Consider the following 13,383-nt stretch of genomic DNA (forward strand, 5'->3'; position numbering starts at 1 on the left):
ACGATACCGGCCCGCCACACAGCGCTCATCACCGCGCGCGGGCGTTCCTGGGCAAGGCCGCGAAGCCTGCTCCAGGCCCGGTCACCGACTGCCTGAAAAGTCTGGAGACTTGCATGGCCGTGGCAGCCGCTCCTCACGCACCCCACTTCGAGCACCTCACCGACCCCTCCCCGCTGCGAGGCATCGGAACGGGCTCACCCCGACTTTCCTGGACAATCCCGCACGCCGACGCGAGTTACCGCCAGACCGCCTACGAGGTGGAGATCTCGCGCGGCGGAAACACCGAGCACCACCGGGTCGACAGCGCCGAACAGGTGCTGGTGCCCTGGCCCGCCGCACCGCTGAGATCCCGCGAGTTCGCCTCGGTCCGCGTGCGCGTGGCACACGGGTCCCTCTGGAGTGAGTGGAGCGAGCGTTCGGTCGTGGAGGCCGGACTGCTCGACGCCGCCGACTGGTCCGCGGCCTTCGTCAGCCCGGTGGACATCGGCGGCCTGCGGATGCCGGCACCGGTGCTCCACGGGGCCCTGCACGTGCCGGGCGAGGTGCGAAAGGCCCGCCTCTACGCCACCGCGCACGGCCTGTACACCGCCACCCTCAACGGTCACCGCGTCGGCGACCAGGTCCTCGCACCCGGCTGGACCGCGTACGAACACCGGCTGCGCTACCAGACGTACGACGTCACGGACCTGGTGCGCGAGGGCGACAACGAACTGCACGTCCTGCTGGGCAACGGCTGGTACCGGGGGCGTCTGGGCTTCAACGCCGAACGCGCGCTGTACGGCGACCGGCTCGCCCTGCTGGCGCAGCTCGAGGTCACCACAACCGACGGCCTGGTGCACGTACTCGCCACCGACGGCACCTGGACCGCGCGGGAGAGCGAGGTGCTCACCGACGACCTCTACGACGGCCAGCGCACCGACCTGCGTCGGCGCGAAGCCCCCTGGCACGCGGCTGCCGGCGACGTGGAGGTGGTGCCGGGCGACCTCGGACGCCTCGTCGCCCCGGAGGGGCCGCCCGTCCGGGTCAGCTGTCTTCTCCCCGCGGAGAAGGTGTGGACGTCACCCGCCGGCCGCACCCTGGTCGACTTCGGCCAGAACGCGGTGGGCTGGGTGCGGTTGCGCGTACGCGGTCTGGCATCCGGCACCGAGGTCGTCGTCCGGCACGCGGAGGTCCTGGAGAACGGCGAACTCGCCACGGCTCCCCTGCGCTCGGCCGAGGCGACCGACAGCTACCTCGTCAGCGGCGCCACCGAGGAGACCCTGGAGCCCTCCCTCACCTTCCACGGCTTCCGGTACGCGGAGGTGTCGGGCGTGCCCGGTCTGCGCGCGGAGGACGTGGACGCCGTGGTGATCGGCTCCGACCTTCGCCGTACGGGCTGGTTCAGTTCCTCCCACGCCCTGTTGGACCGCTTCCACGAGAACGTGGTGTGGAGCATGCGCGGAAACTTCGTCGACATCCCCACGGACTGCCCCCAGCGCGACGAACGGCTCGGCTGGACCGGGGACATCCAGGTCTTCGCGCCCACGGCCATGTTCCTGTTCGACAGCGCCGGATTCCTCAGCTCATGGCTCGCGGACCTGGCCGCCGAACAACAGCCCGACGGGTCGGTGCCGTACGTGGTGCCGGACGTGATCCGGACCCCGTCGCCCGCCGCGACGGCCTGGGGCGACGCCGCCGCGCTGGTCCCCTGGACGCTGTACCTGCGCACCGGCGACCGGGGGCTCCTGGAGCGTCAACTGCCCAGCATGCGCGCCTGGGTCGACCATGTGGCAGGTCTCGCCGGCCCCGACCGCCTCTGGTCGGGCGGCTTCCAGTTCGGCGACTGGCTCGACCCGACGGCTCCCGCCGAGGACGCCGCCCGCGCCAAGGCGGACCCGGACGTGGTGGCCACCGCGCATCTGGCCCGTTCGGCGGAGGTCGTGGCCGAGGCCGCACGCGTGCTCGGCCATACGGCCGAGGCCGACCGGTACGCCGCTCTGGCGGCCGAGGTTCGCACGGCGTTCGCCCACGCGTACGTCACCCGGACCGGCCGGATCCTCTCCGACGCCCCGACGGTGTACGCACTCGCCGTCCAGTGGGCGCTGCTGCCCGACGCCGGGCAACGCGTACACGCCGGGCGGCGCCTGGCGGACCTGGTGCGTGCGAACGGGTTCCGGATCAGCACCGGCTTCGTGGGAACGCCCCTGGTGACCGACGCGCTGGTGGCCACGGGACACGTCGACGTCGCCTACCGCCTGCTGCTGCAGACCCAGTGCCCCTCGTGGCTCTACCCGGTGACGATGGGTGCCACGACGGTCTGGGAGCGCTGGGACAGCATGATGCCCGACGGCAGCGTCAACACCGGTGGGATGACGTCGTTCAACCACTACGCGCTCGGCGCCGTCGCGGACTGGCTCCACCGCACCGTCGCCGGACTGGCCCCCGGCGCGCCCGGTTACCGCGAGATCCTCGTCCAGCCGCGCCCCTCCGCCGACCTGACCTCCGCGTCGGCCCGTCACATCACTCCGTACGGCGAGGCCCATGTCGCCTGGGAAAGGGCCGCGGGAACGTTCCGTCTGACCGTTCGTGTCCCGGTCGGTGCCACCGCGCACGTGCATCTCCCCGGCACCGACGAGCCAATGACCGTCGGACACGGTGACCACCGTTGGGTCGTGCCCGATCCGGTGGCCGGCGACTCGGGGTCCGGCGCCGTGGCCACGGTTCGCGACCTGCTCGACGACTCGGGCATGTGGTCCCAGGTCGTGGCGTCGGCCGTCGACACCGGCGTCGTCCCGGGCGGCGAGCCGGACGTCGCCTCCCGTCTCGCCCCGTACTTCGACTCGCCGGTGGCCGTGCTCCCGAAGGCCCTCGCACCGCACGAGGTCAACTCCGCGACCAGGGCACTGGAACAGCGGCTGGACTCGATCCTCGGCCTGCGCCCCACCTGACACCGATCCGCACCACAGGAAGAACACCCACATGTCCAGCAACGATCACCGCGACGTGCGCCTGCCCGCCGGCGAACGCGCCACCCTGCTGCTGCGGGAACTGACGGTCGAGGAGAAGTGCCACCAACTCGTCTCCGTCATGCCGTGGACCCTGGTCCGCGCCGACGGTTCGGACTCCGACGAGGCCGAGCGGTGGCTGCGGAACCCGCCGGGGCACGTCGCGCAGCTCATCACCGACGACCCCGCGAAGCTCGCGCAGTTGGTCGGGAGCATGCAGCGGCAGGCCGTCGAGCGGACCCGGCTCGGAATCCCCATCCTGTTCCACCAGGAAGCGCTCAGCGGGTTCCTCGCCGGCGGACACATGTCCTTCCCGACCGGTACGGGCCTGGCGGCGGCCTGGAGCCCGGAGCTGGTCCAGGAGATGACCGAGCTGATCCGCCGCCAGATGATCCGCACGGGCATGCGGCACGCGCTGTCCCCCGTGATGGACGTGGCGCTCGACCCCCGCTGGGGCCGGGTCCACGAGACGTACGGCGAGGACCCGTATCTCGCCGCCGCCCTCAGTGTCGCCTTCACCCGCGGTCTGCAGGGCGACGACCTCAGCCAGGGCGTCCTCGCCACAGGCAAGCACTTCCTCGGCTACGCCCTGCCGGTCGGTGGCGTCAACACCTCGGCGTACGAAGGGGGCGCGCGGCAGACCAGGGACCTGTTCGCGTACCCCTTCGAGGCCGCGATCCAGCTCGCCGGTCTGCGGTCGGTGATGAACTCCTACGGAGACGTGGACGGCATCCCCGTGGGCGCCTCGCGGGAGGTGCTCACCGACCTGCTGCGCGGGGTCCTCGGCTTCGACGGCTTCGTGTCGTCGGACTACATGACCCTGGACCAGCTGGTCGAGCGCCAGCGGGTGGCGGACACCCCCGCGGAGGCCGCCTGCCTCACGATCGCGGCCGGACTCGACGTCGAGATGCCCAAGCCGTACGGCTACGGCCAGGTGCTCGCCGAGGAGGTCAGGCGGGGCAACGCGGACATCGCCGACGTCGACACGAGCGTGTGGCGGGTGCTCCGGGCCAAGTTCGAGCTGGGGCTGTTCGAGAACCCGTACCCGGCCGAGCACATCGACGTGGCCGCCGTCGCGGCCGAGGGCACGGAACTCTCGCGAGAGCTGGCCCGGCGGTCGGTGGTCCTCGCGAAGAACGACGGCATCCTTCCCCTGCCCGGCGGGGTGAAGGTCGCCGTGGTCGGTCCGCACGCGGACGCCGCGAAGCTCCAGTTCGCGACCTACACCTACGCCGCGTGGCGGGAGGCGACGGATGCCGTGCTGAACGGGGAACTCGGCAACATGCTCGGCTCCGACGACGTCACCGACCCCTGGTACAAGGCTCTCGTGACACCCTCCGACCCCGAACAGCTGGTCCACGACCGGTTCGGCGCCCGCTCGATCGCGGAGGAGATCTCCGACTTCGCCGGGCAGGTGCGGACCGAGCAGGGCAGCACGCTGACCCGGTCGCTGGGGGACGACGCGGTCGCACGGGCGGTGAAGGCCGCCCAGGACGCGGACGTGGTGGTGCTCGCCCTCGGCGGCGCGAGCCTGTGGTTCACCGGCGAGCGCACCGAGGGAGAAGCCAGCGACACGGCGGACATCTCGCTGCCGGCCGCCCAGACGCGGCTCGCGGAGGCCATCGCCGCCACCGGCAAGCCCCTGGTGGTCGTGCTGGTGCAGGGCCGTGCCTACGCGCTGCCCGAGGTGATCCGGGACGCTCCGGCGATCGTCATGGCGTCCTACGCGGGCCCGTTCGGGCCGAAGGCGATCGCCGAGGTCCTCTTCGGCGCGACGAACCCCAGCGGCAAGCTGCCGTACAGCATCCCCCGGCACTCCGGCCAGGTCCCGGTGTACCACCACCAGAAGGCCGGCTCCGGTTACCGCAACCCGCTGCCCCCGAGCGTCGACCGGCACTACCTCGACCTGGAGGCCACGCCGCTCTACCCCTTCGCACACGGCCTGAGCTACACCGACTTCACCCTCGACGACCTGTCGCACGACACACAGGTCGACACCGACGGGACGATCCGGATCGCCGCCACCGTCACCAACACCGGCCCGGTGACGGGTGCCACCGTCGTGCAGCTCTATGTCCGGGTGAACAGCAAGGGCGGGGTCACCCGGCCCGCGCAGCAACTGGCGGGCTTCCACCGGATCGAGGTGGCGCCGGGCGACTCCCACCGGGTCACCTTCAGCGTCGCCGCTTCCCAGCTGGGCCACACCGACGCCACCCGAGCGTTCGCGGTCGAACCCGCGCGCGTCGACTTCTTCCTCGGCTTCGACTCCGACGACCAGCGGCTCACGGGCTCCCTCGACCTCGTGGGCGAGCCGCGCGAACTCACCAGCGCCCAGCGGGCCTTCCTCTCCGAGACGGTGACCGAACGTGCCTGAGACCTACGACTCCATCCGCCCGGGCCGGATCTGGCTCGACACCGACGGCAAGCGCATCCAGGCGCACGGCGGTTCGCTTCTGTTCGAGTACGGCACCTACTACTGGTACGGGGAGAACAAGGAGCACTCCAAGCCGGGCAGTGACGTCTGGACCTGGGGCATCCGCTGCTACTCGTCGACGGACCTGTACAACTGGGAGGACCGCGGGCTGATCATCCCCCCGGTCCTCGACGACCCGTCGTCGCCCCTGCACCCGTCGCAGTTCGTCGACCGGCCGCACATCGTCCGCCACCCGCGCACGGGCAAGTACGTGTGCTGGATCAAGATCATGGACAAGGACGGCGGCCAGCGTTCCACTGTTCTCACCGCCGACTCGCTTCTCGGCCCCTACGAGATCGTCCGCACGGGAATCCGGCCGCTCGGCATGGACGCCGGCGACTTCGACCTGGTCGTCGATCCTGTGGACGGCAAGGGCTACTACTACTTCGAGCGGGTGCACAGCGAGCTGGTCTGCGCCGACCTCACCGAGGAGTACACGGGTGTCACCGGCTACTACTCGACTCACTTCCCCCACCGGCACCCGCCGATGGTGCGTGAGGCGCCCGCGTACTTCCGGCGCGACGGCAGGCACTACCTGATCACCTCCGGTACGTCGGGCTACTTCCCGAACCGCTCCGAGGTCGCGGTGGCGGACACCTACCACGGGCCGTACACGGTGCTCGGGGACCCGCATCCCTCGGATGCGAGCGGCACGTCGTTCCGGTCCCAGATCAGCTCCGTCTTCAGGCATCCGGCGCACCCGGACCTCTACATCGCGATCGCCGACCGATGGCTGCCTCATCTGTCGGAGGAGGAGTCCGACCAGACCGAGGCGTTCCACCGGTACTTCGGCGAGAAGGAGAGCGGCGGGGCGGAAGGGTCCCTCCCGCCGCAGGAGTTCGACACATCGGTGGCCGGCCATGTCTGGCTTCCGCTGTGTTTCGACGGGGACATTCCGGTGATCGAGTGGCGGGACGAGTGGCGGATCGAGGACATGGTTCGCCGGGGCCGTGTCTCCTGACATGCCGTGCACCTGTGTTCGGCGGATCGTCGACAGACCGTCCCGACCGACCGTGACCTCGCCGGCCGTACCCATGGCCGCAGGCTGATCCGCCGGGGTCCGCGACCCAGAGGGTCCGGCTGAACGCCGCCACCGATCGCCCAGGCGTGGGGCGTGTACTTCCGGCTGGGACGCCCGGCGGCAGGGCGCCAAGGGGATCGACGACCATGTGGACGCCGACCAGGTCCTGGCCATCGCTGAGGGCGCCGGCTGGTCCGGTCGCTCGTGGAGGACCTGGACAAGCGCACCGGCGACATCTCGATTGTGGGGCCATCCGCGTCAAGTACCTCGCGCACGTGCTGAGCGCGCACGGGCACCACGATCTCGCGGTCACCGTTCTCACCCGGCCTACCCGACCCGCTGGGACGCGTGGGGCCACAGACGGGCAGTGACAGGCTGTGGGAGGCGTGGGACCTCGATGCCCGCTCCCGCAACCCATCCTCCCGGGCCCCGCCTCCGCCTGGATCCACAAGCGCGTCAGGGGCCGGACCACTACCTCTCCTGGGTGGCGAACGTTCGACGTGAACCCGCTGCACGATCACACCGTCGCCCGTGCCGACATCTCACACCGCACCCAGTAGGTCGAGGATTCTGGGCCGATGCCCCTGCCGACGCCCCCCTCAGAACCCGGATGGCTCCTTCGCGGACGTCTGGACACCGCGACCAGGTCCTCGTGTTCGTTCATCACCGTGTCGTCTCTCACGGCACGGTGATGAACGATGTGATAGGGAAGACGCAGGTCAGGGACTCGGCGGCGCGGGCGGGAGTGCAGGGTCCGCGGGCAGGGCCGGAGCAGATCACGGGACAGCTCGCCTGAGAGGCTCTGGGTGGCTGGACGGTGACCAAGGGAGAATCCGATGCTGCGGGCCGAGAGGAACGGGGCAGGGAAACGGCGGAGTGGCGGACATCGGGACCGCCGGGACGGCGGTCGAGATGCTTGGTGAGGCCGATCCAGCCACATCCAACCGTGATGACAAGCCAATGCGCACTCTATTGACGCCCGAGACCACCAGGGTTACCGTCCCCTTCGTAGAACGTTGCACACACTGTGAAGGTGCCCTTTCTCCCCTTCGCGGTCAAACCCTCGCGCATTACATCCTTCTGAGGAGTCTTCATGGGGCGTGTATTTCCCCTCGCGGCCAAGGCCGCCGTACCGCTGACCGCAGCGGCGCTCCTGCTCACGGCCTGCACAGGCCAGGACACCAGCGGCAACACCGGCACGGCGGGCAACACCACCAAAGACAAGCTGGTCCTCGGCATCACTGCCGACATGAACGGCTGGGACCCGTCCTCCGCGCCCCCCTACCAGGCGTGGGGGTACGAGGCGGCCTACGACAAAGTTGTGAACTGCAACAAGGACTGGAGCCTTGCCCCCGCCGCAGCGACGAGCTGGGAGATCAGCGCGGACAAGAAGTCCTTCACCGCCCATCTGCGCGAGGGCATGAAGTTCTCCGACGGGACCCCGGTGACTTCCCAGAGCGTGAAGGAGAACTTCGCCCTTTTGGCCAAGCTGGCCTCGGACCGCTACGGCGGCATCAAGTTCGCCACGCCCGACTCCCGGACCATCACCATTACCTGGCCCGACCCGCAGCCGCTGATGAACAGCCGAGTCTGCAACCCCTACCTCGCCTCCGCCAAGTACCTCGCCTCCAAGAACAAGAACGTCGCCCCCGGGGGATCGGGCCCGTACACCTACGACGCCAAGGCCTCCACCGTCGGCTCGGTCTACGTCCTCAAGAAGAATCCCGCGTTCTACGACGCCAAGAAGTACCCGTACAAGACTCTTGAGCTGCGCGTTCTGGAGAGCGCCACCGCCAGCCTCAACGCGCTGAAGACCGGTCAGATCGACGGCACGGTGATCACCGCCGATACCTACAAAGAGGCCAAGAGCTCGCCGAACGTCCAGGTCATGGCGATCGAGTCCGGAGTCACCGCCCTGATGCTCACCGACCATCAGGGCAAGAAGATCCCCGCCCTCAAGGACGTCCGTGTCCGCAAGGCCCTGAACATGGTCCTCGACCGCGAACTCATCGCCAAGAAGCTCTACAAGGGCCTCGCGTCGCCGGCGTACCAGTTCTTCAACAAGAACGGCGCGGCCTACGTCAAGGACGCGGGCGACCCGTACCCGTACAACGTGGCGGAAGCCAAGAAGTTGATGAAGGAGGCAGGTCAGGAGAAGGGCTTCACTCTCACTCTGCCCACCATGGAGGGGCAGGCCTGGACCGTGTTGCTGCCGTACGTCACCCAGCAGCTCGCCGAGCTGAACATCAAGGTGAAGACCAAGACCCTGTCCGGCCCCAACGCCATCCCTGAGCTGCTCAGTGGTGACTACCCGGCCCCCCTGTGGACCGTCGGCGCCAGTGCGGACTCCGTCCAGGACATCTCCATCGGCGTGATCCCGGCCGGCTACTGGAACGTCTCCCACCAGAGCGATGCCACCGTCGACAAGGAGTGGAAGACGATCCTCACCGGCAGCCAGAGCGAGTCCACCGCCGCCCAGCAGACCATCGGTAAATACGTCCTCGACAACGCGTGGTACGTCCCGCTGGTCAATCCGCAGGTCTTCTACGCGTACAACGACAGCATCAAGATCCCCGAGTCGACCGACCCGAACGACGCGCACCCGATCCTGCACGACTTCAAGTAGCCGGCGCGGCCGGACAGCACTCGACGAGGACGACGAGGAACGGACCCATTCATGCCCGTACTGCTCCTGAGACAACTGGCACGTGCCGCCGGCATCTTCCTGGTGGTGACCTTCTCCACTTTCTGCCTGATGTACGGAAACGGCGAGGGCGTCGCCAGAGCCACACTCGGCATGAGCGCGTCTGCCTCGGACGTACGTCGCCGGATGGCCGAACTCGGCCTGGACCGACCGCTGTTGGTCCAGTTCAGCGACTGGCTCGGCGGGGTGTTCACCGGTGACCTCGGACACTCGTACATCTCCGGCCAGTCCGTGGCCGGGGCACTGGAGGTCCGGGTCCCGGTCACCCTCGCCCTCACCCTGATCACCCTCGCCCTCACCGCCGTCATCGGCGTCGTCCTCGGAGTCACCGCGGCGGTGCACGGCGGCTGGGTGGACCGGGTGGTGCAGTTCCTCTCCGTGCTCGGCACCGCCATCCCCAACTTCGTCGTCGCCATCGTCCTGGTCTTCGCCTTCGCCGTGTACTACAGGGCCTTCCCAGCCACTGGGTACACGTCACCCGAGATCAGCCCGGGCGGCTGGCTCTCTTCGATCACTCTGCCGGTGCTCGCTCTGCTCATCGGATCCGTGGCCGGTTCCGCGGTCCAGTTCAGGGCGGCGGTCCTCGACAACCTGGGGCGGGACTACGTACGTACGCTCCGTTCGCGTGGCATCCCCGAACGCCAGATCCTGTTCCGTCATGTGCTGCGCAATGCGGGCGGCCCCGGCCTCACCGTGCTCAATCTGCAGCTCATCGGCACTCTGGGCGGCGCGGTCTTCGTCGAGCAGATCTTCGCCCTGCCCGGCATGGGGCAGCTGGGCAACCTGTCCTCCCAGGCCGGCGACGTGCCCATGGTGATGGGCACGGTTCTCGTCACCATCGTGATCGTGATCGTCGTCAACATCCTCGGCGACCTGGCCACCATGTTCCTGAACCCGAAGGCGAGGACCCGATGACGCCGCCCGCAGCCCCGGCAGCTGCCACCAGTGAACAGGCCTTGTTCGTACGGCTGTTGCGGAACCCACAGGCCGCGACCTGTCTGGCGTTCGTGGCTCTCGTCGCGCTCGTCGCGATCTTCGCGCCGCTCCTCGCTCCCTACAGGGCCACCCACACCGACCTCAATGCCGTGGACGCCGCCGCATTCACCCCGGGGCACTTCCTCGGCGGCGACGCCTCCGGACGCGATGTGCTGTCCCGCCTCATCTGGGGTACCCGGCAGAGCGCCCTCGCCAGCCTCATCGTCCTCGGTGTCTCGCTGGCCGTCGGAGCGCTCAGCGGTCTGGTCGCCGGCTTCTACCGGGGCCGCTTCGAGGCCGCTTCCGGATTCGCCGCCGACGTCGTCATGTCGCTGCCCGGCGTCGTCCTCCTCATCGCCCTCTACTCCCTCACCGGTCCCGACATCCCCGTCGCCATGGCCGTGTTCGGTCTCCTCGTAGCTCCCGGTTACTACCGGCTCGTACGCGGCGTGGTCGTGGGAGTGCGCTCCGAGTTGTACGTGGATGCCGCTCGCGTCGTGGGTCTGTCCGACCTGCGTATCGTCGGGCGCCATGTCCTGTGGGCCGTACGTGTACCTGTTGTCATCCAGAGTTCCTTCGTCCTCGCCGCCGGCATCGGCATCGAGGCCGGCATCTCCTTCCTCGGCCTCGGCGACGCCAACGCCGGCTCCTGGGGGGTGGTGCTCCAGCAGGCCTTCGAGAACATCTACAACAGTCCGGTGGGGATCCTCTGGCCGTCCCTGCTCATCAGCGTCACCATCCTCGCGCTGATCCTTCTCGGCAACGCCCTCAGCGATGTCCTGCAGGCATCGGCCCGCAGCAAGCCGGTCACCGCCAGGCAGCGCCGGGCGGCGCTCGGCGGCTCGGCCACCGGGGGAAAGCAACCGGCCGCCGCCGCGGAGGACGTCCTCCTCTCCCTGCGTGGCATCCGTATCGCCTACCCGCAGGGCGAGGAGCTCCGAGAAGTGGTTCACGGAGTCGACCTGGACGTCCGGCGCGGAGAGATTCACGGTCTGGTCGGCGAGTCGGGATCGGGCAAGTCCCAGATCGTCTTCTCGATCCTCGGCATCCTGCCCCGTGAGGCCCTCACCCTCGCGGGCAGTGTTCGCCTCGACGGCGCCGATCTGCTCGCCGACGAACGTCTGATGCGTTCCGCGCGGGGCCGCCGCATTGCCTATGTCCCCCAGGAGCCGATGTCCAATCTCGATCCCTGCTTCACGATCGGCCGTCAGCTCCTCTATGGGCTGCGGGCGACCACCGGCCTCGGGCCTCGGGAGGCCCGGGAGCGGATCATCGCCCTGCTCGTCAAGGTCGGTATCAAGGACCCCGAGCGCGTGATGGGGCTGTATCCGCACCAGGTATCCGGCGGTATGGCCCAGCGCGTCCTGATCTGCGGCGCGGTCGCCTCCGATCCTGACATCATCGTCGCCGACGAGCCGACCACCGCTCTGGACGTCACGGTCCAGGCCGAAGTCCTGGAACTGATGCGCGAACTGGCCCGCGAACGCGGTCTGGCCATGATCATCGTTACCCACAACCTGGGTGTGGTCGCCGACCTGTGCGACACCGTCAGCGTCATGAAGGACGGCCAGATCGTTGAACGGGCCGCGGTGGACGACCTGTTCGAGTCGCCGCGCGAGCCGTACACGAAGGAACTCCTGTCCGCCTCCCGCCGCGTTGAGGTGATGGAGACCGAGACGCCGTGACCCAACCCGCATACGGCACCGCACCGTTGCGCGAGGTCGAGGACCTGTGGTCCGCTTCACCGGACGCTGCGGCAAGTCCGTCATCGACGGCGTCAGCTTCGACCTGGCACCTGGCGAGACACGCGGCCCGGTCGGTGGGTCCGGCTCGGGGAGGCCACGCTCGACGCGGCCGGCGTCGAGGGCGGCGCCGGGTCTGGGAGGTGACGTCCAGGGCGCTGGTCGGCTCCAAGATGCTCACTCTCCTCAAGGGCATCCAGCTCGAGACCGGAGTCGCGTACCTCTTCATCAGTCACATGGGGGAGACGCGGACCGGTCGCCACGGCGTCGGCGCATCCGTACACCCACCGCCCGCAGATGGCGGCCCCGGTCGCCGACCCGAAGAACCAGCGAGATCGTCGCGCCCAGCGGTTCGATGTCCGGGTGAACAGCCGGGGCGGTGTCACCCGGCGCCGGGCGACTCCCACCGGTCACCTTCAGCGTCGGCGCCGCACAACCGGGCCACACCAACGCCGCCCGTGCGTTCGCGGTCGAACCCCGCGCGTCGACTTCCTCCTCGGCGGAGAGCGCCGGGGCGGAAGTGTCCCTCCCGCCGCAGGAGTTCGACACATCGGCGGCCGACCGTGTCACACCTCGCGCTTATCCGCTTCTGACTAGAATCACGCACCGGGATCAGTTCAACGCACCGTGGGATTGCAACCGCGGTGGCCCGGTCCGCAGATCCGGAAACGAGCAGCGCTTCGAGCGCTCCCCCTGTCCCCCCCTCCCCCTCCCCCACAGAAGGATTCATGTCCGGCACCAAGCGCGTTCTGGCCATCGTCACCAGCATCGGCGAGTACGAGACCGTCGGGTATCGCACCGGCCTCTGGCTGGGCGAACTGACCCATTTCTACGACGTCGCCGAACAGGCCGGCTTCGAAGTCACCATCGCGAGCATCGAAGGTGGCCCCGTTCCGCTCGACCCGGAGAGCCTCGCCCACAACGTCCTCAGCGATCTCGGAACCGACAAGCGGTACACCGACCGCGCGTTCATGGACAAACTGAAGCAGACCATCTCCGTGTCCCAGGCCGAGGTCGACGACTACGACGCCATCTATCTGACCGGCGGTCACGGCGTGATGTTCGACTTCCACCAGAGCTCGGCCCTGGAATCACTCATCGCGCGGTTCTACGAGACCGGCCGTATCGTCTCGGCCGTCTGCCACGGGCCGTGCGGCCTGCTCGACGTCACACTGAGCAACGGAGACGCCCTGGTCAAGGGCAAGAACGTCACCGGCTTCTCCTGGCGTGAGGAAGAACTCGCCCAGCGTGCGGATGCCGTCCCCTACAGCCTGGAGGACCGGCTGAAAGAACTGGGGGCGTCCTACAGCACGGCCGAAAAGCCGTTCGACACCTATGTAGTGGAGGACTCCCGGCTGATCACCGGTCAGAACCCCGGCAGCGCCAGGGCGGTCGCCGAGGCAGTGGTCCGACAGCTGGCCTGAGAGGCGGCTGTCGGCCATCGGCCATCGGCCATCGGCCATCGGCGGGAAGCATTCGTGTGG

The 13,383-nt window shown here is 68.9% G+C and carries 7 protein-coding genes; all 7 read left to right on the forward strand.

The genetic code is table 11. The features are described from left to right. Nucleotides 1–113 precede the first annotated feature (113 nt). Complete coding sequence (locus tag STRTUCAR8_RS31820; protein ID WP_006380277.1) at nt 114–2,927, forward strand: glycoside hydrolase family 78 protein; 2,814 nt, start codon at nt 114–116, stop codon at nt 2,925–2,927. Nucleotides 2,928–2,958: 31 nt separating this feature from the next. Then, complete coding sequence (locus STRTUCAR8_RS31825; RefSeq protein ID WP_006380280.1) at nt 2,959–5,358, forward strand: glycoside hydrolase family 3 N-terminal domain-containing protein; 2,400 nt, start codon at nt 2,959–2,961, stop codon at nt 5,356–5,358. Then, the gene (locus STRTUCAR8_RS31830; protein ID WP_006380292.1) at nt 5,351–6,418 is read left to right on the forward strand and encodes a family 43 glycosylhydrolase; all 1,068 of its coding nucleotides are present in this window, start codon (nt 5,351–5,353) and stop codon (nt 6,416–6,418) included. Before STRTUCAR8_RS31825 ends, STRTUCAR8_RS31830 begins: the two co-directional genes overlap by 8 nt. 1,153 nt (nt 6,419–7,571) lie before the next feature. Next, complete coding sequence (locus STRTUCAR8_RS31835; RefSeq protein WP_006380275.1) at nt 7,572–9,104, forward strand: ABC transporter substrate-binding protein; 1,533 nt, start codon at nt 7,572–7,574, stop codon at nt 9,102–9,104. Between the two features lie 51 nt (nt 9,105–9,155). Next, entirely contained in the window at nt 9,156–10,097 is a 942-nt protein-coding gene (locus STRTUCAR8_RS31840) for an ABC transporter permease (protein ID WP_006380276.1), read from the forward strand. Beyond that, nucleotides 10,094–11,842, forward strand: a complete 1,749-nt coding sequence (locus STRTUCAR8_RS31845; RefSeq protein WP_006380294.1) for a dipeptide/oligopeptide/nickel ABC transporter permease/ATP-binding protein — start codon at nt 10,094–10,096, stop codon at nt 11,840–11,842. Before STRTUCAR8_RS31840 ends, STRTUCAR8_RS31845 begins: the two co-directional genes overlap by 4 nt. A 785-nt stretch (nt 11,843–12,627) precedes the next feature. Beyond that, entirely contained in the window at nt 12,628–13,323 is a 696-nt protein-coding gene (locus STRTUCAR8_RS31850) for a type 1 glutamine amidotransferase domain-containing protein (RefSeq protein ID WP_006380289.1), read from the forward strand. Nucleotides 13,324–13,383 lie beyond the last annotated feature (60 nt).

The sequence above is a fragment of the Streptomyces turgidiscabies Car8 genome (assembly GCF_000331005.1).
GTDB classification, from domain to species: domain Bacteria; phylum Actinomycetota; class Actinomycetes; order Streptomycetales; family Streptomycetaceae; genus Streptomyces; species Streptomyces turgidiscabies.

What these genes read in the sequence shown, in the direction of transcription:
- STRTUCAR8_RS31825 (WP_006380280.1), top strand. Translation starts at nt 2,959, where the DNA reads ATGTCCAGCAACGATCACCGCGACGTGCGCCTGCCCGCCGGCGAACGC.
- STRTUCAR8_RS31835 (WP_006380275.1), top strand. Translation starts at nt 7,572, where the DNA reads ATGGGGCGTGTATTTCCCCTCGCGGCCAAGGCCGCCGTACCGCTGACC.
- STRTUCAR8_RS31850 (WP_006380289.1), top strand. Translation starts at nt 12,628, where the DNA reads ATGTCCGGCACCAAGCGCGTTCTGGCCATCGTCACCAGCATCGGCGAG.
- STRTUCAR8_RS31820 (WP_006380277.1), top strand. Translation starts at nt 114, where the DNA reads ATGGCCGTGGCAGCCGCTCCTCACGCACCCCACTTCGAGCACCTCACC.
- STRTUCAR8_RS31840 (WP_006380276.1), top strand. Translation starts at nt 9,156, where the DNA reads ATGCCCGTACTGCTCCTGAGACAACTGGCACGTGCCGCCGGCATCTTC.
- STRTUCAR8_RS31845 (WP_006380294.1), top strand. Translation starts at nt 10,094, where the DNA reads ATGACGCCGCCCGCAGCCCCGGCAGCTGCCACCAGTGAACAGGCCTTG.